The sequence below is a fragment of the Psychrosphaera algicola genome (assembly GCF_028401425.1).
GTDB lineage: Bacteria > Pseudomonadota > Gammaproteobacteria > Enterobacterales > Alteromonadaceae > Psychrosphaera > Psychrosphaera algicola.
This window is the reverse complement of the sequence record NZ_JAQOMS010000002.1, coordinates 2,167,995-2,188,191: the sequence shown is the minus strand read 5'-3', so window position 1 is coordinate 2,188,191 and position 20,197 is coordinate 2,167,995. Positions and strand designations below refer to the sequence as shown.

Sequence of the window (20,197 nt, the reverse complement as noted above, 5' to 3'; positions counted from 1 at the left end):
AGAATAACCAGTTATACAGACATCAACTATCTAGATGAGTAACCACCAGAAACGCCTTTGCTTGCAACCGATACTGCGTCGTGGGCATGAAGCGATTCATAATGATTAACGCGCAACCAAAAGTCACGGTAACCATCTATATGGTTAAGTGCATGTTTAATGCGTCGACTTGCGTCTTCACAAAACATCAAGTTTTGGCCATTTAATCTCGCAAACTCTTGTTCATCTTCGCGTTTAACTGCCGCTTGAACAGGTGTTTGTAACGCATCTTCGATGGCATCAACCAAGTCGACGATTGGAAAGTCATCCACTGACGCGGCTAACTTTACTTTAACTTCAGCAATAGAACGTTGGCTGTGCGGTGTCGCAACAATGCCTTCCGTTGTACCTAACCAATTGCGAACGTCTTCAGCATTAACTTCACCACTGAATTTTTCGTTAAATGCATTTTGAATTAATTGACGGGCTAATGCGGCTGAGCATGGGCACGTTGATGAATATGGAACTTTAACGGCAAGTTCAATATCAAATTCGCCTTCCGTTAAGTTACCCGTAATCACTACTGGGTAAGCTTTCCAGCCTAATTTACCGCTAATCAAAGATTTTCGTCTAAGGTGATAATCAAATTCAAATTTAACATGTGCACTGTTGCTTAAGTCTTCGTGGCTTACAATGAAGTTATTAAGCAATTTAACCAAATTAGATTGGTTTAACGCGCTTTCAACTGAAAGTTCATCCAACATTAAATAAAGGCGTGACATATGAATGCCTTTGGCTTTAGGTTGGTTTAAATTTACAAATGCTTCGACCAGTGCCGATACAGGTCGGCTTTCGCCTTGCATTTCCACCATGATTGGCATTTCAATATTGCTCATTCCTACCCAATCGAGCACGCCTTCAGTTTGTGCTTGTGCTTGGTTTGCAATATCTGGCATTTTGGTTGGCATGGAAACTCCACATTAAAAAGTCAGCAAAAAGCCCTCGGGTGTCAGAGAGAGGCTCTTTAAAAAATTAAGTTCAAAATTAAGATGCGTTTATATCATAATTCCAAGCATTCGAATACCCTAGTAAGTTAGTCGGGTATAGATTTTTCGGAATATCTTAGTTTTGGTGCTATAGATGTATGTATATACGTTGAAATGTGTTCGCTGGATCACTATTTCAAGGTTTAAAAATCAGTTGGGTATAATAAACATTTAAATTGTAGCCAATGGATCGTAAAGTAGACGTTAGTTGGGCATAAAACAAACAGAGGAATGTTGTGAGTATGAGATGGTTGACCGGAAGTGTTGTAGGATTGACATTAATGTCATTTGTTATGGCAAGCCCAGCTGCTAACGGGAAGGCTGACTATTCGCTAATGCTTATTGGTGGGGGACTCGAATTTTGCACGAGTCAATCAATACGAGAATGTACTAAACCATTAAAACTTTCCTCAGAAGATCATGTTGATTATGCCTACTTTATCGATGAAAGCCGAATTGCCGAATTACAACGCACCATCTGGTCACCGGCTCGAATCATTGAAAAAATCAACTTATCGAAGCGGTTAAACAAGCCCATAGCCGAACAAAAGGCGTACTGACTCGTCGTCAATTACTGACCGCATTGCGCGATGCAGAGATTACCGATAAAGGCAAAAAACTACGTGGTTCTGATTTACTGCAGTCTTTGCAAGATGTTGAGTTTCATACCATGCTCGATATCTTACAAATGGGTAATATTGAACATAATATTTTGAGTTCAGACGAACATCGGAAAATAAAGGTCGATATTAAAAACAGTAAAAGTCATTTTTCGTTAAAGGTACTAAGGGAGTTTGTTCGCCAGAGCAAAACACTAACCTCTAGCAAACAACCTAAAATTGTCATCGTCACTGCTGCAAACCGTGACCAGTTTGAGCCTGTTGATTTATATACTCAGCTATTTGAAGAGCTCGGCGCTGACGTTACTTGGCTACCTGCTGATTTGGCGTTGTTTGCTGCGATTGAAGCCAATAATCAGAATCAAGATGCTGAAGCCTGTGACAAACTCGAAGACTACCGACAATCGTTATTACAACAATACGCTCGCCAGCGAATATTCCCTAAATTAACGGAGTATCAACGAGATATCTGTAAAAAGCCTGAGCGCTTAAATGAAATGTTGGCTGAAGCACAGGGGATTTATTTTGTTGAGGGCGATGCTTTTCATCTAAAAATGCTTTTATCAACGACTATCCTATGGCTAAAAGTATTCTTAACGAAATCCAGCAAAGAATGTTAAAAGCCGAATTAGTTGTTGCTGCGGATCAAGAATCTGCGATGGCATTTGCAGGAGGCCAGTCATCTATTTCTAAACCCGTAATGATGCTTGATGGGGACAGTCACAAGGCGTTGCTTTACGGTGCTTTTCAAACAAAAACACCGCTAAAGCAATGTGACAAAATTAAAAATTGCCCAAGAAAATTCAAAGATGGACAAGCTACATATATAGCTGACGGTGGCTTGGGGTTATTCCCGTTTGGTGTGGTCGATACCCGATTCTCAGAACGAGGTAGACAAGGTCGCTTAATACAATTGATTAGTCAGTCTAAAAGTATCATGGGTTACGGAATAGACGAACGAACGGCATTGATGATTGGTATAGACGACAGCAGGGAAATTCCATTAAGAATGGAAGTTATTGGTGAAAATGGCGTCAGTATTTTTGACTTATCCGAAGTTGAGAAGGACAAAGGATTCGAGAATTCAATATTGTCAGTGAGAAGTCATTACCTGACAGATGAAGACAAACTCTTTTTAGAAACAACAAAGTGATCATAAGTTTTGCGGACTGGAAATATAGTGGCAATAGTCGTTCTCGGCCTGTTATCAAAAGTGGCGGCGCGTTTAAAAATGACAATTATAGAAGAACAGTAAACATGTTGTGTGCAACTGGGGCAGATTCGGCAACAATGAAACACTCCGTTTTGGGGACCGGACATACCTTATACGTAACCAAAAGCCGTACGTCGATTTCCTTGGCGGGCAAAAAGAATGTTGCAGGCAAAGACTATAGTTTTTGCTCTTACCGAGATTACTACCTAGACATTAATCCTATCTAGATTTGAACCAGACTTAGTCAACATTGGTCATAATCGATAGCAATCTTGAATGGATTTCTATGTCGGAGTTTTTAAATTGCTCAGACTTGTATAAAGCGTCGATTTACGACCTTGAACCTCGATACTGACAATCCCACCTTTTTTAACTGCGATACATCGCCAACAATTGTTAAGGTTGACTGGGATAATGAAACTAGCTTTTGCTCCATGTCTTTAGGTATATCAGCAACATAGAGTATATGGCATTGGCGAGTCCCGAACTTTTCTAAAGACGATTCAGTCGTAACATTAATGGTGTTTTGTAACTCTCGGGATTTTACCATTGCAATTAACAAGTCAGCTAATACCTTGCCCTTTTCGCCGACAAAACAATAGTCCTTAATTGTTGGGGAATTTCTCGAGCGTAAATAAGCGCCGATCTTATAGATTAAAACCGCTTTCAGTTCCAACGGTGTGGTTGTTTTTGCCGTTGCTTGTTTCGAATACGTCAAATTAAAAAGTAGAAAGCTTACTAACAGCAAAATCTGCAAATATTTAACTTTCATATTCAAGAACCTGAACTGCTGGAAATTGAATATCAAATGACGCACCATTGCCAAGTTCGCTAGTTACTTCAATACGACCATTTAGCGCTTGCGTTACCAAGTTATACACAAGGTGCATACCTAGTCCAGAGCCGCCTTCACCGCGTCGCGTGGTTACAAACGGGTCAAATATTTTTTGTTTAATCTTTTCTTCAATACCAGAGCCATTGTCAGAATAATGAATCGTACACGTATTAGCTCTTTGCGTTATCCGAATTGAAATTAGGCCACGGTCCATTTGGTCAAAACCATGAATAATGGAGTTCATTATCAGATTTATGATTATCTGATTTAGAGGACCTGGTTTAGATTTGATAACTAGGTTTTCGTCACAATCAATATCGATTACATGACTGGTTTGTTTCAATGTTGGGTTAAGAGACAATAAAATATCTTCAAAAAATGACTTTATATTTACTTCTCTGTTTATGTCGGCACTTTGATCTACGGCAACTTGTTTAAAGCTACTGATTAAATCCGCTGCTCGACTCAAATTACGGTAAATAATCTGGGTGTTTTCTTTGCTTTCGACCAAAAAGTTTGAGAGCTTGCGGGCGCTGAGTTTTTGATTCTCCATGGCCTCGCTGATTTCATCAATTTTATCGCTCAGCATTGTGGACGCTGTTACCCCTAAACCAATTGGTGTATTTACTTCGTGGGCAACCCCAGCGACCATTTGGCCTAATGAAGCCATTTTTTCGCTTTGAATAACTTGAGATTGGTATTGATGTACTTGCTCTAAGGCGTCAAGCAGCTCTTGATTTGAATCTCTTAGAGCTTGAGTGCGTGAGATTACTTTCTCTTCTAAGTTTTGGTTCAGCTCGGTGATTTCTTTTTCAGCTTGAGCAGATTGATGTATCTGCCAATTGATTTTAGCCAACATCGCATTCATCGATTCAGCCACCATATTCATTTCAATTAGGTTGGTGGATTTTACCCTAGAATCAAAAGCCTTATTTTGGGTTATTAACTGAATTTCTCTGACAAAGCGGTTGATAGGGGCAACCACTTTATTTAATACATAAAAGGAAACCAAAATACTTAACGCGATTACAACAGCGGCAACGATTGTATTCAGGTTAACATTTCCTGATTGTATTGGAGGTATTGGGTGAGTTCATATCTTAAATACACATAGCCAATGGGAGGGTTTTGAGTAGAACCCTCAAAGCTATGATCATAAATTGGCTCTGCATATTCGATGTAACGTTCCGTGAATACGGGTTGTTTTAGGGTCTTAACCTTGCTGTATTGAGGTCTTAGTGTCGTTGCTCCCTTTTTTATGTAGCTTGCAAAAAGTGTTAATTCCTCAGAGAAATCATCATATCGATAAATGTGGATATGGCTAACTTCTTTGATGTTATTGATGGTATTTAGAAATCCTTTTTGCTTGTCGTCAAGGTCACCTTGCTGGTTGAAGGCAACGGGGATTATAGAGTTATAGGCGACTATCTTTGCAATTTGTTGCACAAAAAATGAAGCTTCACGCGTATATTGCTCGTTACTCTTATAAATAGTAACGGATACAGACAATACCAATGACAAAATACCGACCATTAAAATGGAGGTTAGTATTGTTGTTTTTAAAGATGAAGCGGTTTTTTACTCACAAGGTCTCTATCTATATATGCTAATTATTGCGCGCTAGCATTAAGCAAATATCTTTATCTGCGAAGCACTATTTTAGTCATTGTTTAATTACTAATTAACTTGAACAATTGCTTTTCAGTGTAGTTATATTTTGCTAATAAATCCCGTAATTCCATTTTATTTAGAATTCTTTGTTCTTCCGAAACATTTTTTGCTGTTAGTTTGACCATGTCAGTTTTACAGAAACAAAATATCTTTGTTTTCCCTGTTTCGGGATCATCGATGCCACGGTAAACCAGGTTAGGGCATGCTTTGACTCTAGATGGTAATTGCACACATTCAAGAGGTACTGCCGCATAGGCGAAGCTTACGTTTAACAGTAAGCTCGCCCAAAGGCCATTAATTGAACATTTGTTTATATATTTCAACATATTGTTCCGCACTTTCTTGCCATGAAAACTTAGTATTCATAGCTCTTGTTTGCACTACTCTAAATTTAGCTGTGTCTTCATGATAAAACAATAGGGCGCGACGTATAGCAGAAACTAATTGCTCACAAGTTGGCTGTTTAAAAACAACACCGGTAGCGTCTTCGTTCGTGATATCGGTAACAGTATCTTTAAGGCCGCCAACTTCTCTTACAATTGGAAGCGTACCATAGGCTAATGCGTACATTTGCGTTAGGCCGCAAGGCTCAAATAACGATGGTACTAGGAAAAAATCTGTAGCAGCCATATATTTATGGGCAATGTCTTCTGAAAAACCATGATAAAAATGCACGTTAGCGCTATGTTTACCGGCTAGGTATTCAAGTTGATCGACGTATAGAGGATCGCCTGTACCAGCAATACAAATTTGAATTTTGTGCTGTATTAGTTCTCGAATTGCCGGCAATAAATAATTTAAGCCTTTTTGATCGGTAAGGCGGCTGACCATAGCAATCATTGGAATATTAGCGTTTTGTTCAAGACCATTTTGTTTTTGTAATGCTAACTTATTGGCGACTTTAGTGTCTAACGAAGTCGCATCGTATTGTTGTTCAATATACGGGTCATTAAGCGGATCCCAATCTTTGTAGTCACAACCATTTAACACGCCAAAAACTTTATCTTTATGTTGGTTGAAAATATCGTATAAATGATGAGAACCTAGCTCTGATTTCAGCTCTTCTGCGTAGTTAGGGCTCACCGCAACAATCGAATCTGCGTTAATAATACCAAGTTTTAAAAAGTTAATGACATCAGCTTCATAATGAGTGTTGTCTGCACCTAAGCGATGCAGCAATGACGGAACTAGATGTTTTCCGCTAATGCCTTGGAACGCTCCGTTATGGATGGTTAACATCGTTTTAGTGTTTTGCCCTTGCCAATATTTATCATGTTTAAATAAGGCTGGCAGTAGGGCCGTATGCCAATCATTACATTGAATTACGTCAGGCTTAAATTGTATTTGGTCGCTGAAATATTGAATAAAATCCAGCGCAGCCATTGAGAATACAGAAAAACGTTCGCCGTTATCTTCATAGGCATGATAACTGTCACTGTAAATCCCGTTTCTATCAAATAGCTCGGGGATATCAACACAATAAACAACTAAATTGTCGTGAGTAATTTGGTGAACTTTGACTTGATATTCAATGTGGACACGAATGGAAAACGAGAACGTGCGTTCGGCAACTGGATGAGCTTTAGCGATATCACGATAATAAGGCAAAATCACCCGAGTATCATGACCAGAGTGATTTAACACTATAGGAAGGTACTTAGCCACATCGGCTAATCCCCCGTTTTTACTAGGCCTTCTATTTCTGAGACCGTAAATAATATATTCATAAAATGATTACTCTAATACATCTGTATTTTGTGGCACAACGGTGACACCGTTGGCCGAAATTGTGAAGCCGCGTTGGCGGTCTTGCTCAGGATCTGCCCCTATAGTAACACCATCCGCGACACGAACATGTTTGTCTATGACACATTTATTCAAAACAACGTTTTTACCTATGTTGTTGTCGCCCATTAAAACCGATTCGTAAATTTCAGCACCGGAGCGTACTTTACAGTCATAACCCAATACGGAGTGATCTATAGTTGCACCGTATACTTCTGTGCCCGCTGAAATAGCACAATTTCGAATGACACTTTCTTTGCCATTTCGACATGCTCGAATCAGTGCCGGTGGAAGTGATGGGTGGTAGGTTCTAAAAGGCCATTGGTTGTTAAATAAATCGAATTCTGGTTCTTTTGCCAATAATTCCATATTGGTTTGCCAATAACTGTCAATCGTACCAACATCGCGCCAATACATTTGATTACCAACGTCGTTAGGGATGACGTTACGGCTAAAGTCATAAACAAAAACTTCACCTTCATCACAAAGGTGCGGGATTATATCTTTTCCGAAATCGTGGTGGCTTTTTTGTTTTGCCGCATCGCGTTCTAATTCTGAATAAAGGGCTTTCGCAGCAAAAACATAATTACCCATACTGACTAATGCGAAATCGGGTTGGCTATAGGATGCACTTTGGTGACTCTGGTTTTTCTTCAAAGCTGACCATGTTCCAATCTTCATCAATTTCTATTACGCCAAATTCTGAGGCTTCAGCGATGGGGACTTTTATACCTGCAACGGTGCATTTAGCGCCGCGTTTTTTATGCAGATCAACCATTTGCCGGATGTCCATTTTATAGATATGGTCGCTGCCGAAGACACAAACATGGTCTGGATTATGTTCTTGCACAAGTCGTAAATTTTGATAAATCGCATCGGCTGTGCCTTCATACCAACGTTTACCCATACGCATCTGCGCAGGAATAGGGTCAATAAAGCGGTCTGTAATCCCAGATACGTGCTAAGGCTTGGCGTAAATGTATGTTCAGTGATTGGGATTTAAATTGGGTAAGAATAAATATTTTAAGAAAATCAGAGTTTACGAAATTGTTAAGCGCAAAGTCTATTAGCCGGTATTGTCCGGCAAAAGGTACTGCGGGTTTGCTGCGACTTCTAGTCAGCGGATATAGCCGAGTACCTTCACCACCAGCTAAAATCATAGATATAACACCTAGCATAATCTCTCCGTAAAATGCTTAAGTTATATTAACCGTGCGACTACTTTCTGCCGATCAATGAATTCAGGAATGAACCTGCGTAAACGTAATCAACCACGACGTGAGTGGTATAATTACTCTAATTAATACTAGTGCCTGCGTGATAAATATTAAAGCGCTTATTTTTACTTTTTACATCAACAGGTTTTAGGTAATGCTTAAAAACATCTGGGTAAGGTAAAAAGGCATTGGCGACCATCCAAAAATCGTACTTAGGTTGTAAAACTTTTTTACTATGCTGAATGAATTGCTCGGTAATATTGTAGTCGGTGTCTATACCCGTATGAAAGGGAGGATTGGTCACTATAAAGTCAAACTTATCGGCTTTCGCGATAAGCTGTGAAAGTCCATTTGAGGCTAATGCCTTTGCTTTTATGTTATTGTATTCAAAGGTTTTGTTGCTACTTGCGATGGCGAGTGCGTCTACGTCTACTGCCGTCATTGGCGTATCAAATCGTTTGCCTACAGCTGCACTAATCACGCCGCATCCACAGCCAAAATCTAAACCCTTGCCAGTTACAGAAGTGATTGTTTTGAGTAGCAGTTCAGTGCCATCATCTAGTCGATTAGCGCTAAAAGTGCCCGGAAGGGAGAATAAAGTAAGTGAAATAGTTTCACCTGTAACCTCGATATCAAGGGTTGTAGATGAATACCATTGTTCCATAGTTTTTGGACAAACTACGCCATTGGATGCTCCGATATACAACATACAGTGACGAGCAGAGTCAATTTTATTGGCTTTTATGACAAATGGTTTTAGCCCTTTATCACAGCTTTTAATGCCGCCTTTTTCTCGCCAACGACGTAAATTAAACCGTTATCATTGAGCAATTTACTCGCCATTGAAAGGTAGTAGTCAAAACGATGCTTAGCTTTAGGGTAATAAATAACAATGGCGTCGAATCGCTGCTCGGTATCGAACCAAGCAGAAAAGGAAACATCAAATTTGTGGAATTTTTTGGTTTGAAAAAACTGGTGGGTATCGAAAAATGGTGTAAAACCGTGCCATGTGATGTCTTGACGGACAGACGCAAAGTTTAATGGTGCATCGTCGGGCATTACATCGAGCAGTAAAATGTCACCCGCAGGAAACTGATCAATATTGCGTTCTAAAACTTGGTTCTCAGGTGACAAATTGGACATGTTAGCTCACACGCTTATACATAATATCCCAAACGCCATGCCCTAAACGGTGGCCACGTTGTTCAAATTTGGTAAGGGGTCTATGTTCCGGGCGTTCAACAAAAATGCTATGGGCATTTTCATCAGAGTTGATATCGCTGGCAATATTGATAAACCCTTCTTCTTGGTCCATCACCTCAATCATATGTTCTGCGTAGTTTTCCCAATCAGTTGCCATATGGAAAACACCACCTATTTTAAGCTTAGAACGTAAAGATTGCACAAATGCTGATTGCACAATTCGGCGTTTATGATGGCGAGTTTTGTGCCACGGATCTGGAAAAACAGCTGAATTGTATCGATAGACTGATCAGCAATGCAGTCGCGTAAAATTTCCACCGCGTCGTGTTCGTATACTTTTAAGTTATCGACACCTGCTTCGTTTGCTGATGACAAACACGCACCGACACTAAGGTAAATGAACCTCAATACCAACAAAGTTTTTATCCGGAGCGTTTTTAGCCATTTCAACGAGTGAAGCACCCATGCCAAAACCAATTTCTAATACAACAGGGTTGTTGTTGCCAAATACCTGCTCAAAGTTGACTAAACCTTGTGCGTGCTCCAAACCCATTGTAGACCAGTGTTGATCTAGTGCAGCTTGTTGCCCCTTAGTTAAACGACCTTCTCGCTTCACAAAGCTTTTAATGGTACGTATGTATTTACCTTCGGCTTTTGCTTGCTCAATGGTTTTGTGATCTTGCTCGGTCATTTGGACTAATCTCGTTTTTTGCCGTCGGAAAGGCCGTTATTATCGTATAGCAGCGATTTTCTCTCAAGGTTTTTTACTGGTTTGTCAGGTTACGTAGCTAAAGAACCTAAAAAGTCGACTTCCTATTGGCGCAATTTGATACCATTGGCAAAATATTCTTTTAAAATTGAATTATGAACGAAACAAATAAGCAACACGCCGCTTGGTTTGCAAAGCGAGCATTGTCATGGTTTGACCAACATGGCCGAAAACACTTACCTTGGCAGCAAGACGTTACGCCGTACAAAGTTTGGTTGTCAGAAGTTATGTTGCAACAAACCCAAGTCACTACGGTAATCCCATATTTTGAGCGATTTATTGCGCAGTTTCCAACGGTGGCTGATTTAGCCGCCGCGCCACAAGATGAGGTTTTGCATCTTTGGACTGGACTCGGTTATTACGCCAGAGCACGTAATTTACATAAGTCAGCTCAGATCATTACGGAGCAATATAACGGTCAGTTTCCTACTCAGTTTGACCAAGTACTCGCTTTGCCTTAGCATTGGTAAGTCTACCGCCGGGGCAATTTTATCTCTGTCTCTTAACCAACATCACGCGATATTAGATGGCAACGTCAAGCGCGTCTTATCTCGTTTTATGGGCGTTACGCAGTGGCTCAGGACTAAATCCGTTGAAGATCAGCTATGGCTAGTGGCTGAGCAGTTTTCGCCAAAACAACGCATCGCGAATTATAATCAAGTGATGATGGATTTAGGGGCAACGTTATGTGTTCGAAGTAAACCTAAATGCAGTGAATGTCCAGTGAGTAAACATTGCGAAGCGTTCAACCAGAATATTGTCAGCGAGTGCCCGGGTAAAAAGCCTAAAAAGACAAACCCATAAAATTTGCTCACCTGCTCATTTTAAAACATGAACAATCTGTATATTTATATCAACGACCAATGTCAGGGATTTGGGGGGCTTATATAGTTTTCCCGAATTTGATTCCCTAGCGGAAATAGAAGCGCAACTACAAGACTGGCAAATAAACCCCGCTAAATACGATTTGTTAGCCGAAGAGCAGAACCTATTTCGCCATACATTTAGTCATTACCATTTGGATGTGCAACCCGTTCTTATTTCATTGTCGAGTAAACCTTTGATTGTTGCTGAGTCTGCGGATATTTGGTTTTCTTTGGATGATACAGACCAAGTTAATCAGAAGGTTGGATTGTCAGCGGTAGCCCAAAAGTTGCTGTTACTAGCGACTCAAAATAACTAATGTTTATTAATTTTCTAATCAGAGGTTCACTTGATTTGCGGTTTTGACAGTTGAGGCACTTTGCTCCAGCTTTTTATTCAGAACCGAATTTTAAAGCAGGAATAGGCTTCCAAAGAGCGAGTATAAAAGTGAAGGTTATTTGGTAATGACTGTGAAAAGGAATTGTTTCTCGTTTCAAAGGCTCAGTAGTTAAAGTCTACTTTGGAAAGCAATTCATTCGCGATTAGTGAACTATTCAATATGGGAATTGGTATTACAATATAGGCTCAGTTACAATACCGAAATAAACTCTTTTATTTTAACCATGAGTGAGAATTTACATGGCCAGAACAGTATTTTGTGAATATCTAAAAAAGATGCACCAGGATTAGACTTCCAATTGTACCCGGGTGAAGTCGGTACGCGAATTTTTAATAACATATCCAAAGAAGCTTGGGCCGAGTGGCAGAAGAAACAAGTAATGTTAATTAACGAACATAAGTTATCGATGATTAACCCAGAACATAGAGAGTTTTTAGAAACTTCAATGATTGGATTTTTGTTTGAAGGTAAAGATGTGACTGTTGAAGGTTACGTCCCTAAAAGCTAATGGTCATCAGGTTGCTAACATCATAAACAAAAGGGCAATGTAAATAACATCGCCCTTTTTTGTTGAGACCTATTTATCGCGGTTTAAAGTTAAATTGCTATATTGTAGTTATCTCTTACAAATACGATAACGTCATTAAACTGCTGTAAAATAAGCGTAAACAATTCTTCAATTTCCGCCATGTCAGCTGATTGGGCAATACTTTCTAATTTTAGTGTCGACTCATGCAATGTCATCGCACCGACACTTTTTGCCATCGATTTAAATTGGTGAGCAAAGTTTTTAACATTTTCACGTTCTTGTTGTTTTACAAATTCACTTATTTGGTCGATAAGCTCATTGCCTCTTACTTGGAACATGTTTAAATACTTTTTGTGGCGCTCAATATCATTACCTAAATAACTGATCAAAACAGCTTGTTGAATTGGCACAACCTCTTTTGGGTGATGCTCCGCAGAACGGGCGACCGATGTTTGTATTTCAATAGGAGCTTCGGGGTGAAGGTCTAGCCATTTTTTCATCACTACTTCTAAATCTGCTAGCTCAAGCGGTTTAGTTAAGTAACCATCCATACCTAGGTTGATACATTTTTGCTCTTCGCCTTTTAGGGCGTTAGCCGTAATAGCAACAACTCGGGTTATGCCATTTTCTTTAGGTTGATCAATGCCTTCTTTACGAATAGTTTTAATAACGTCGTACCCGCTCTTAATTGGCATGTGTAAGTCGGTCAACACCAGTGGATAATGATTTCTTCGCCACAGATTAATCGCTTCTTCACCATCATTTGCTACTTCTACGGCATAACCGAGCATATTTAACTGCTCGGTGATGACCTGTTGGTTCATCGCATTGTCTTCGGCAAGTAACACCAATTTCCTATTTTTACGAGCTTCTTCTATCGACATCACATATTTAGCGACACGAGGGGTGTTTCTATTTTTTGGCATGCCAATGTTTTTGATCTTTTTGTTTTCCATGACTTCACCAATAGCCTCTAATAGGGCGGCTCGGCAAAGTGGCACGGCATGTAATACCCACACTCGATCTCTTGTTTTTTCCTGAAGTTAATGGAGTTAGTTAGCATTAAGAATCGAACCTGCTGACACTTTTCAAATGTCATTAGCTGGTCAATAGTTTTTAATGCTTCATCATGAAATTCTGTTGCGTCGATGATCCAGATAGGCTGTTTGTCTAAGTCATAGCGATAATGATTTGCAACATGGATAAGGCTTTCGACGCTATTAACTAAGGTGTTTTTACTGCCAAAATATTTGCTGTATTCGTCAATTGCCGCCGTATGGAATCCATCAGGTGAATAACACACTAAATCAACTTTGGAAAAGTCGAGTTCAATTTCGGTTGTAGAACTTGGATTAGTGCGTAGTGGCAAACTAACCGTAAACTCTGAGCCTACGTCAATTTCAGATTTAACGTGAATTTGTCCATACATTAAGTCAGCCAAGCGCTGACAAATTGTCAAGCCAAGTCCGGTGCCACCAAATTGACGTGTTACAGCGCCTTCAGCTTGATTAAATGGTTGAAATACATAATGAACCTCAGCGCTCGGACATACCGCGGCCATTATCTATTACTCTTAATTTGACGTTGGTGAACTCTAAATTAGACTCTAAAATTTCCGCTCTAATTTGCACAATGCCGGTGTGCTCGCGGGTCGTTTGAGTAAACTTGATTGCGTTGCCAGCTAAGTTAAACAAGATCTGACGTATGCGTATTGGGTCGCCCATTAGGCCTTCATTGATTCGAGGGTCAACAAAGAGTCGTAACTCTACATTTTTCTGCTCAGCAACGGACATCAATGTTCTGCCAACCGCTTCTACAATACTATTAATCGACATTGGAATGTTTTCTACTTCGAGTTTTCCAGCTTCGATTTTTGAAAAGTCGAGGATGTCGTCAATTATTCTCAGCAATGAAAAGGCAGACTCTCGGATCGTATCTGATAATCGATACTGATTTTGATCCAAAGTGCTATTTCGTAATAAGTCGATGGAACCAATAATGCCGTTCATCGGGGTTCGAATTTCATGGCTCATGGTTGCTAAAAACGTCGATTTAGATTCATTCGCGGCTTCAGCTTCTTCCATCGCAATTCTTAATGCATGGGTTCGTTCAGCAATTTTACTTTCCATATCTTGGGCGAGTTGCTGATTCGATTTTTCCAATTCTTTATTAGCTTGCTCGGTGCGGGCGACATATTTAAACAACTTGTTTAAAGAGCCTGCGAGTTCAGAGAAGGCACCAAATTTTTTGACGGCTAAACGTTTTTCAAAGCTGTTTTTATTTACAATTAAATTGGTGTCTTTTAATAGAGGAACCGCATATTTAGAAACCGAAAGGTTTAGCATTGAGGCAATTATTCGGGTCAATATTATGGACGCGATTAGAGCGACCAACAAAACAATAAACCAAGACCGCACATCGGCTTTCTTCTTTTGCATTGCTGCGATTATAAGTCCCGCGTCTTGATTATCGACTTTAATAATGCGTCTTATCTCAACCCAGTTGTTTAAATCGGTTTCGTGATTTGCCAATATTGGTGTTGGCATATAACCATCAAATGCACCGGTTTTAGCATGTAAAACGAGCTTGCCGGCGGACATTCTATATAAGAAAAAAGCTTTATTTTTAGCCCCACCGTGTACCGCATTAATGTAGTTTTGAGCCGCTGCAGCTTTATTTGAGCTTAGATAGTCAAGAGGCAAGCCTTTAACTGCGGATGCAAGATGACTCTGTAACTCCGATTTATAGTTTTGAGGCTCGTGCCATTGTTGAAGGGTTTTGAGTCCTCCTAATGCGGCAAGTACGACAAAACATACAAAAATCGTAATCCAAATTGTAAAAAGCTGCGCGGGCTTTAAAAATGGCACTTTCTTAGCTTCGATATCCATAAATTCGCTTTAGTCTATTATTTTTAAGATTATTTGACGTTGATGTAATACAGTATCGTTTGCTTATTTCGACAATTCAATCTAAAACTTAAACTAGTATGTGTGGTTTGGTACAGGATGTATGGAAAATTTAGAATTATTAAATAATATTACCGCAGTTGACGACGACCCATTCTTTTTACAATTTATCGAAGACAAGTTCGGTGAAATTGGAATTGAGTCAATTGGACAGTACGCTTGTCCGCAACAAGGACTAGATTATCTTTGCCGGGGTTCTAGTATAAATGACATCGTTTTGGTTGATTTACAGATGCCAAAAATTGATGGAATCGCATTTTTAAAATTTTTGGGTGACATGCGATACCAAGGTCAAGTGATTGTGATTTCGGGATTTGAGTCAAAAGTACTGCAAATGGCTGAATCTATAGCAAAACAGCATGATCTCGCGATACTGGGTCAACTCACCAAGCCATTTTCCACGACACAATTGGTTGGTCTTGTCGATAAGGCTACCGCGAGGATCATGTCTAATAAGGCGGTTGGCAATCCATTAGCCGAAGCCGTTTTTGATGCCGAGACATTTGAAATATCAAAAGAAACTTTTTATCCGGTTATTCAACCCAAGGTCGAAATGGGCAATGAGCATATAGTCGGGTACGAAATATTGTCTCGCTTAAAATCCTTTGACGGCACTATTATTTACCCAAATCAGTTTATTCATTTGTTTGAGAATAACGGTAGGATCACCGAATTTAACAAAGTTCTTTTTGATTGCTCATTTGAGAAAATGGCGGATTATAAAGACGTTAATTTTTCAATTAATTTGTCGATGAAAGATTTAACGTCTCACGAGTTTGTCAACGAGATAGACGGGTTACTAAAAAATATGGCCTAGAACCTAATAGGTTGACCATAGAATTAACGGAATCGTGCATTGTCGATAATTTGCTGATTGCACAGGAAATCACCACGCGATTACGTTTACTAGGGTGCTCTGTTTCTATCGATGACTACGGTACGGGTTATTCAACGATGAAGCAACTGACCGAATTTCCATTTCAAGAGTTAAAAGTCGATAGACAATATATTGCTGATTGCCATATAAATACCGAAAACCAAGCTATTATAAAGAGCGTTGTTGAAATGGCTCACGCTTTAGGTATGACAGTTATTGCTGAGGGCGTCGAAACCAAACAAGAATTAGCTTTTGTTAAAGAAGCGGGAATTGAAGTTGTACAAGGATATTATTACTCAAAACCGTATGTTTGGGCTTAAAACTGCTCGAATAGGCTAAAAACTACACATTTGGTAAAACTATTGCAAAAAATAGTTGACTTAAAAAGCCAAAATCCGTTTAATACACGCCCGCAACAAGGACAGCCTTGTTACGGGAAAAAAGCACAGTATGTGCCTCGATAGCTCAGTCGGTAGAGCAGGGGATTGAAAATCCCCGTGTCCCTGGTTCGATTCCGGGTCGAGGCACCATCTTTCACCAAAAAGATGGTCATTCATACAGTCTCTTTTAGAGAGTACTCTTTGAGTATCCAGTGTGCCGACTTAGCTCAGTTGGTAGAGCAACTGACTTGTAATCAGTAGGTCGCCAGTTCGACTCCGGCAGTCGGCACCATTTCTCTAAAATTGCACCTCCTAAGTGCCTCGATAGCTCAGTCGGTAGAGCAGGGGATTGAAAATCCCCGTGTCCCTGGTTCGATTCCGGGTCGAGGCACCATTTTTCTTCTAATAAAAATCTCCCAAATCCTTTATATCCAGCAGTATTTGCACGTTTTATCGAATTGGGTTGATTCTGTCTTTTTCTTTATTTCTACAAAATCAATTGGGTCTTAAATTCACTTTCAATCCCGCAGTATATGCAGCCCGAACTCGCGAACAGAAGGTAAAAAGCATTAATAGGTTGCAGGTTAGTGGTGGAGTAAAAAACTGTGAAGGGTATGAGCACCACAAACATCCTTGGCTTGGTATTCACTGGTTTTTGGTAACTTTGAACTGATAATTCGTTTATCAATATTTGCTCTATTCAATTTAGTTGTGCTGTATCAATGAAGTCAGTAACGACGCAGACCTCGTTTTACAATACCGTAACTTCGATGTTTTTGGTAAACCGAGGAATATGCCAAATACCAGCGAAATGACCCTTTTCGCAGATACAAATCGAGGGTTCACCTCGCATGAGCATTTAGCCGACGTCGAACTCATTCATATGAACGGTCGGATCTACGATTACAACCTTGGCCGGTTTATGAGTGTTGATCCATTTATTCAGAGCCCGACAAGCACCCAGAGTGTTAACCCTTATTCGTATATTATGAATAATCCGTTGTCTGGGACAGACCCAACGGGTTACGCTTGTACAATGGCTGGCTAAGTGCCAATGGTGATTGTGGCTCTGATATTACTGGCGTTGTGACCAACGTAGAATCAAGTTCTGATAATGGTGCGACAACGGTTAAAGTCTCAATGAAAGTATTGAGCGGCCAAAAAACAACAATAAAGGTAGCACATCAACTAAAGTAGAAGACGAGGGTAAAAGTAATAAAAGAAGAGTACCAGTGGAGGCGCTAGCTCGGGATGCCAGACCTCGATTGACTGTCAGGGGAATGGAAACGGATACGACAAGTCAGACACTTACTATCATGAATACACCATGTCTCACAACATCTGTTCGACTGATGTATCCAGTTGCACAGTGGAAAACGTCTACAACTCCCTAACCAAAAACGCTGCACCGGGGGCGGATGGAATAAATGCTGTTTCAGCCGATAAGGTAACAGAAATACAGATGGCAGGTGTATCTGGAGGCCGCGTCAGTCATATTGCTGACAGTGAGAATTCTCGAGTTGTTAATATCACGCATGATGACCACATATTTTACAACGGCATCGTAATTAGGTCCGTTGTTCAGAATGACGGAATGATTTCCATCAGAAGCTATGGTGAGGGCGTGAATAGAACTAATTGGACATACATGCCTGACAGGGTGTCGTGGGCGGCCAACTATATATTAGCTAAACCCGGCTTCAAGCAGCAGGACAATAATATCAGAAGGCAGGTCCTATCGCTCAGTGGTGATGGTAGAGGCATTCTTCGCCGTGAAGCACAATTTAGGCAGCAATTAAGGAGTGATTTAATGAAGGGGCCTAAGTACTAATGAAACTTAAAATAGCAATGGTGGCAATTATGGCGCTGATAACTGGATGCACCAAAACTACTTACTCACCGCAAGCGGCGGTTGGATTGGCTGTCACAGAGTCGAAAATGGCACCAATACTCAGCAAGGAGGTTGAAGGTCTATCTGTGAAACTTGGCTTTACGGCGAAGTCTTCAGTTGGTAACGCTGAATATTTTGCAAAGACAAACCAATTTCAAACTACTCTGAACATAGAAGATGGAAAGTCCTTCATCATGATGGGTAACTTGATAAATGCAAACTGTGTTCGATTGTCAGTATACTCTGAGCAAGGCAAGGAAGATGCTAGTCGAGTTCTAATGCAGCTTACCGATGCCCTTCGGAATACCAAGGGAGTATTAATGAAAGTTACGGATACCCCCGACTGTAAGCAATAAAAGTATTCAAAATGATCAAATTACCAGCTTTGCTGGTAATTTGATCATTTTTGAATGGTAGCAACCTTGCACCATAGCTTCGTGGGCTTATAACGGCTTGCAGGTATCAAAGTATCCGAATTCTTTATACCTCGAATCATATGTTGCCACCACCTTATCGAGTTCAGCAGAGGTAAGGTTGAGACCTTTCTCCAATCCTTTTGATGATAGATGCTTGTAAAACTTATCGCTTTGATTGAATTCAACATAAGAGTCATTGCTCAAGTTAAGAATAAAATACACTCCGTCCAATGATAGAAGCGATGAAGTGTATTTGCTATTTTCGCAAGAAGCCTCATAAGCCGGCAGCCTAAAGCCAAATGCATATCCATCTTCAATCTGATAATCAATGATTGCTGGTTGGACAGCAATATCATTCGAGAAGCGATGTTTAATCGCCCTTACTTCAGGGGTGCCTACTACTTCCGTAAACTTAAACCCCAACCCTGTATTCAAGTAGAGTAACGTGACGGCAACAGCCACAGTCAAAAAAACTGCAATCTTTTTCATTATTTAAAATCCTTATCATCATAGGAGTATTTTATTAGGTAAGGATTGCCCGCACCATGCTGCCTTATAGCTATTTGATTCAACTCGTTTCTAATATAAATTCTTAATGAATTATTTGGATTAGACATCACAACAGGGTCGAAATCATACATTCCCGGCTTTATCCTCCCTTGCGCATTAAGAGAGATGTGACCGTGAACTTTGAGGCTATCCAATGGAAAAGGTGTTGCCATTTTTCCACCAATGTCTCCCACAACCCTACCATCAACCGTCAACTCGAAGCCTTTTGGTGCATTCTTGTATATGTACCATGCTTCAGCGTAACTCAATTCGTTACCTTTACCGGCATGGCCAAGTCTTATTATTTCAGTACCCCTCTCGGCTAAAGCAGCATACTCTTCGGGTGTTTCAGGAAGTTTTGAGCCAGCTAGAGTCGTGGCCAATACGTCGCCAGCCATAAATGTGGCATCTTCTATTATCTCACCACCAAATTGCTTGATGGCATCGGCAGCCACACCAAGTTTGGCACCAATTGATTGGTCTGCCAAAGGCGCTCCATTGGTACTCTTCTTTTATTACTTTTACCCTCGTCTTCTACTTTAGTTGATGTGCTACCTTTATTGTTGTTTTTTGGCCGCTCAATACTTTCATTGAGACTTTAACCGTTGTCGCACCATTATCAAAACTTGATTCTACGTTGGTCACAACGCCAGTAATATCAGAGCCACAATCACCATTGGTCTGACCAGCCATTGTACAAGCGTAACCCGTTGGGTCTGTCCCAGACAACGGATTATTCATAATATACGAATAAGGGTTAACACTCTGGGTGCTTGTCGGGCTCTGAATAAATGGATCAACACTCATAAACCGGCCAAGGTTGTAATCGTAAACCCGACCGTTCATATGGATTAATTCACTCTAAATCAGCTAACCTAATGGTTTTCATAGAGCTTTAGTTGTTCGATTAAACGGATTAAAATTAAACATGTCAATTCAAAGGAAAATATTGTTAACGAATTACTGCCTTAAAGGTTAACATATATT

Annotated in this window: 23 protein-coding genes, 3 tRNA genes and 6 pseudogenes; 15 read left to right on the top strand and 17 right to left on the bottom strand. The window is 40.1% G+C overall.

The window, feature by feature from the left end:
• Positions 1 to 26: 26 nt before the first annotated feature.
• Positions 27 to 947 carry a GTP cyclohydrolase FolE2 gene (gene folE2, locus PN838_RS11910; protein ID WP_272180810.1) on the bottom strand — a complete coding sequence of 307 codons (921 nt, stop codon included), beginning with the start codon at positions 945 to 947 and terminating at the stop codon, positions 27 to 29.
• A gap of 320 nt (positions 948 to 1,267) precedes the next feature.
• Here folE2 and PN838_RS11905 point away from each other — a divergent pair, with 320 nt between their 5' ends.
• From PN838_RS11905 to PN838_RS11890, 4 genes are read left to right on the top strand one after another with little or no spacing between them, the layout of a single operon-like run.
• Entirely contained in the window at positions 1,268 to 1,585 is a 318-nt protein-coding gene (locus PN838_RS11905; RefSeq protein ID WP_272180809.1) for a hypothetical protein, read from the top strand.
• Between the two features lie 23 nt (positions 1,586 to 1,608).
• Positions 1,609 to 2,265 (top strand): hypothetical protein, encoded by a 657-nt coding sequence (locus PN838_RS11900; RefSeq protein WP_272180808.1) that lies wholly within the window; start codon positions 1,609 to 1,611, stop codon positions 2,263 to 2,265.
• Positions 2,259 to 2,798, top strand: a complete 540-nt coding sequence (locus PN838_RS11895) for a type 1 glutamine amidotransferase family protein (protein WP_272180807.1) — start codon at positions 2,259 to 2,261, stop codon at positions 2,796 to 2,798. Before PN838_RS11900 ends, PN838_RS11895 begins: the two co-directional genes overlap by 7 nt.
• A complete protein-coding gene (locus PN838_RS11890; protein WP_272180806.1) occupies positions 2,795 to 3,085 on the top strand; it encodes a hypothetical protein in 291 nt (96 codons plus the stop codon). The genes PN838_RS11895 and PN838_RS11890 overlap by 4 nt, the downstream gene beginning before the upstream one ends.
• 80 nt (positions 3,086 to 3,165) lie before the next feature.
• On the opposite strand, the gene PN838_RS11885 is transcribed toward PN838_RS11890, so the two are convergent.
• From PN838_RS11885 to trmB, 10 genes and pseudogenes are all read right to left on the bottom strand, one after another.
• Entirely contained in the window at positions 3,166 to 3,630 is a 465-nt protein-coding gene (locus tag PN838_RS11885) for a hypothetical protein (protein WP_272180805.1), read from the bottom strand.
• Entirely contained in the window at positions 3,620 to 4,705 is a 1,086-nt protein-coding gene (locus PN838_RS11880) for a sensor histidine kinase (protein WP_272180804.1), read from the bottom strand. Before PN838_RS11880 ends, PN838_RS11885 begins: the two co-directional genes overlap by 11 nt.
• 38 nt (positions 4,706 to 4,743) lie before the next feature.
• The gene (locus PN838_RS11875; protein WP_272180803.1) at positions 4,744 to 5,226 is read right to left on the bottom strand and encodes a hypothetical protein; all 483 of its coding nucleotides are present in this window, start codon (positions 5,224 to 5,226) and stop codon (positions 4,744 to 4,746) included.
• A gap of 432 nt (positions 5,227 to 5,658) precedes the next feature.
• Positions 5,659 to 7,029: a glycogen synthase gene (locus PN838_RS11870; protein WP_272180802.1), complete on the bottom strand. Its 1,371-nt coding sequence runs from the start codon at positions 7,027 to 7,029 to the stop codon at positions 5,659 to 5,661.
• 69 nt (positions 7,030 to 7,098) lie between these two features.
• Positions 7,099 to 7,806: a GlgC family sugar phosphate nucleotidyltransferase gene (locus PN838_RS26360; RefSeq protein ID WP_334313349.1), complete on the bottom strand. Its 708-nt coding sequence runs from the start codon at positions 7,804 to 7,806 to the stop codon at positions 7,099 to 7,101.
• Positions 7,769 to 8,056 (bottom strand): sugar phosphate nucleotidyltransferase, encoded by a 288-nt coding sequence (locus tag PN838_RS26355; protein ID WP_334313348.1) that lies wholly within the window; start codon positions 8,054 to 8,056, stop codon positions 7,769 to 7,771. The genes PN838_RS26360 and PN838_RS26355 overlap by 38 nt, the downstream gene beginning before the upstream one ends.
• Positions 8,057 to 8,078: 22 nt before the next feature.
• Positions 8,079 to 8,327 carry a sugar phosphate nucleotidyltransferase gene (locus PN838_RS26350; RefSeq protein WP_334313347.1) on the bottom strand — a complete coding sequence of 83 codons (249 nt, stop codon included), beginning with the start codon at positions 8,325 to 8,327 and terminating at the stop codon, positions 8,079 to 8,081.
• Between the two features lie 118 nt (positions 8,328 to 8,445).
• A complete protein-coding gene (locus PN838_RS11860) occupies positions 8,446 to 9,030 on the bottom strand; it encodes a class I SAM-dependent methyltransferase (RefSeq protein ID WP_272182580.1) in 585 nt (194 codons plus the stop codon).
• 42 nt (positions 9,031 to 9,072) lie between these two features.
• A pseudogene (locus tag PN838_RS11855) lies at positions 9,073 to 9,425 on the bottom strand (hypothetical protein); the annotation flags it as partial.
• Between the two features lie 85 nt (positions 9,426 to 9,510).
• Positions 9,511 to 10,260 (bottom strand): annotated as a pseudogene (gene trmB / locus PN838_RS11850) (tRNA (guanosine(46)-N7)-methyltransferase TrmB).
• A gap of 173 nt (positions 10,261 to 10,433) precedes the next feature.
• Here trmB and mutY point away from each other — a divergent pair.
• Both mutY and PN838_RS11840 read left to right on the top strand, forming a co-directional pair.
• Positions 10,434 to 11,521 (top strand): annotated as a pseudogene (gene mutY / locus PN838_RS11845) (A/G-specific adenine glycosylase).
• Between the two features lie 320 nt (positions 11,522 to 11,841).
• Positions 11,842 to 12,110 (top strand): annotated as a pseudogene (locus PN838_RS11840) (oxidative damage protection protein).
• 89 nt (positions 12,111 to 12,199) lie between these two features.
• Here the strand turns inward: PN838_RS11840 and PN838_RS11835 are convergent.
• Genes PN838_RS11835 through PN838_RS11825 form a run of 3 tightly spaced genes read right to left on the bottom strand, consistent with a single transcriptional unit; the run spans position 12,200 to position 15,019 of the window.
• On the bottom strand, positions 12,200 to 13,150 hold the full coding sequence (locus tag PN838_RS11835; protein ID WP_272180801.1) for a response regulator: 951 nt from the start codon (positions 13,148 to 13,150) through the stop codon (positions 12,200 to 12,202).
• Entirely contained in the window at positions 13,105 to 13,692 is a 588-nt protein-coding gene (locus tag PN838_RS11830) for an ATP-binding protein (RefSeq protein ID WP_272180800.1), read from the bottom strand. Before PN838_RS11830 ends, PN838_RS11835 begins: the two co-directional genes overlap by 46 nt.
• A complete protein-coding gene (locus tag PN838_RS11825) occupies positions 13,667 to 15,019 on the bottom strand; it encodes a histidine kinase dimerization/phospho-acceptor domain-containing protein (RefSeq protein WP_272180799.1) in 1,353 nt (450 codons plus the stop codon). The genes PN838_RS11830 and PN838_RS11825 overlap by 26 nt, the downstream gene beginning before the upstream one ends.
• A gap of 121 nt (positions 15,020 to 15,140) precedes the next feature.
• On the opposite strand from PN838_RS11825, the gene PN838_RS11820 reads away from it, so the two are divergent.
• The 9 genes and pseudogenes from PN838_RS11820 (at position 15,141) to PN838_RS11780 (ending at position 18,601) form a co-directional block, all read left to right on the top strand.
• Positions 15,141 to 15,914 (top strand): EAL domain-containing protein, encoded by a 774-nt coding sequence (locus tag PN838_RS11820; protein WP_272180798.1) that lies wholly within the window; start codon positions 15,141 to 15,143, stop codon positions 15,912 to 15,914.
• Positions 15,915 to 15,925: 11 nt separating this feature from the next.
• Entirely contained in the window at positions 15,926 to 16,294 is a 369-nt protein-coding gene (locus tag PN838_RS27875) for an EAL domain-containing protein (protein WP_272180797.1), read from the top strand.
• A gap of 134 nt (positions 16,295 to 16,428) precedes the next feature.
• Positions 16,429 to 16,504, top strand: a tRNA-Phe gene (locus tag PN838_RS11810).
• Positions 16,505 to 16,570: 66 nt separating this feature from the next.
• A tRNA-Thr gene (locus PN838_RS11805) sits at positions 16,571 to 16,646 on the top strand.
• Positions 16,647 to 16,672: 26 nt separating this feature from the next.
• Positions 16,673 to 16,748, top strand: a tRNA-Phe gene (locus tag PN838_RS11800).
• Positions 16,749 to 17,114: 366 nt separating this feature from the next.
• Positions 17,115 to 17,381 (top strand): annotated as a pseudogene (locus PN838_RS11795) (RHS repeat domain-containing protein); the annotation flags it as partial.
• Positions 17,382 to 17,383: 2 nt separating this feature from the next.
• Positions 17,384 to 17,551, top strand: a complete 168-nt coding sequence (locus tag PN838_RS11790) for a hypothetical protein (RefSeq protein WP_272180795.1) — start codon at positions 17,384 to 17,386, stop codon at positions 17,549 to 17,551.
• Between the two features lie 172 nt (positions 17,552 to 17,723).
• Positions 17,724 to 18,185: a hypothetical protein gene (locus PN838_RS11785; RefSeq protein ID WP_272180794.1), complete on the top strand. Its 462-nt coding sequence runs from the start codon at positions 17,724 to 17,726 to the stop codon at positions 18,183 to 18,185.
• Positions 18,185 to 18,601 carry a hypothetical protein gene (locus PN838_RS11780; protein ID WP_272180793.1) on the top strand — a complete coding sequence of 139 codons (417 nt, stop codon included), beginning with the start codon at positions 18,185 to 18,187 and terminating at the stop codon, positions 18,599 to 18,601. The genes PN838_RS11785 and PN838_RS11780 overlap by 1 nt, the downstream gene beginning before the upstream one ends.
• A gap of 87 nt (positions 18,602 to 18,688) precedes the next feature.
• Here the strand turns inward: PN838_RS11780 and PN838_RS11775 are convergent, their stop codons facing one another.
• From PN838_RS11775 to PN838_RS27300, 3 genes and pseudogenes are all read right to left on the bottom strand, one after another.
• Complete coding sequence (locus PN838_RS11775) at positions 18,689 to 19,150, bottom strand: hypothetical protein (RefSeq protein WP_272180792.1); 462 nt, start codon at positions 19,148 to 19,150, stop codon at positions 18,689 to 18,691.
• A complete protein-coding gene (locus PN838_RS11770) occupies positions 19,150 to 19,698 on the bottom strand; it encodes a hypothetical protein (RefSeq protein ID WP_272180791.1) in 549 nt (182 codons plus the stop codon). Before PN838_RS11770 ends, PN838_RS11775 begins: the two co-directional genes overlap by 1 nt.
• Before the next feature lie 214 nt (positions 19,699 to 19,912).
• Positions 19,913 to 20,068: pseudogene (locus tag PN838_RS27300) on the bottom strand (RHS repeat-associated core domain-containing protein); the annotation flags it as partial.
• Positions 20,069 to 20,197 lie beyond the last annotated feature (129 nt).

Bases quoted from the DNA above. Each gene is read 5' to 3' on its own strand.
- PN838_RS11830 (WP_272180800.1), bottom strand. From the start codon at position 13,692: ATGGCCGCGGTATGTCCGAGCGCTGAGGTTCATTATGTATTTCAACCA.
- PN838_RS11860 (WP_272182580.1), bottom strand. From the start codon at position 9,030: ATGGAACAATGGTATTCATCTACAACCCTTGATATCGAGGTTACAGGT.
- PN838_RS11775 (WP_272180792.1), bottom strand. From the start codon at position 19,150: ATGAAAAAGATTGCAGTTTTTTTGACTGTGGCTGTTGCCGTCACGTTA.
- PN838_RS11885 (WP_272180805.1), bottom strand. From the start codon at position 3,630: ATGAAAGTTAAATATTTGCAGATTTTGCTGTTAGTAAGCTTTCTACTT.
- PN838_RS11875 (WP_272180803.1), bottom strand. From the start codon at position 5,226: ATGGTCGGTATTTTGTCATTGGTATTGTCTGTATCCGTTACTATTTAT.
- folE2 (WP_272180810.1), bottom strand. From the start codon at position 947: ATGCCAACCAAAATGCCAGATATTGCAAACCAAGCACAAGCACAAACT.
- PN838_RS26355 (WP_334313348.1), bottom strand. From the start codon at position 8,056: ATGGGTAAACGTTGGTATGAAGGCACAGCCGATGCGATTTATCAAAAT.
- PN838_RS11895 (WP_272180807.1), top strand. From the start codon at position 2,259: ATGTTAAAAGCCGAATTAGTTGTTGCTGCGGATCAAGAATCTGCGATG.
- PN838_RS11825 (WP_272180799.1), bottom strand. From the start codon at position 15,019: ATGGATATCGAAGCTAAGAAAGTGCCATTTTTAAAGCCCGCGCAGCTT.
- PN838_RS11820 (WP_272180798.1), top strand. From the start codon at position 15,141: ATGGAAAATTTAGAATTATTAAATAATATTACCGCAGTTGACGACGAC.
- PN838_RS11905 (WP_272180809.1), top strand. From the start codon at position 1,268: ATGAGATGGTTGACCGGAAGTGTTGTAGGATTGACATTAATGTCATTT.
- PN838_RS11780 (WP_272180793.1), top strand. From the start codon at position 18,185: ATGAAACTTAAAATAGCAATGGTGGCAATTATGGCGCTGATAACTGGA.
- PN838_RS26350 (WP_334313347.1), bottom strand. From the start codon at position 8,327: ATGCTAGGTGTTATATCTATGATTTTAGCTGGTGGTGAAGGTACTCGG.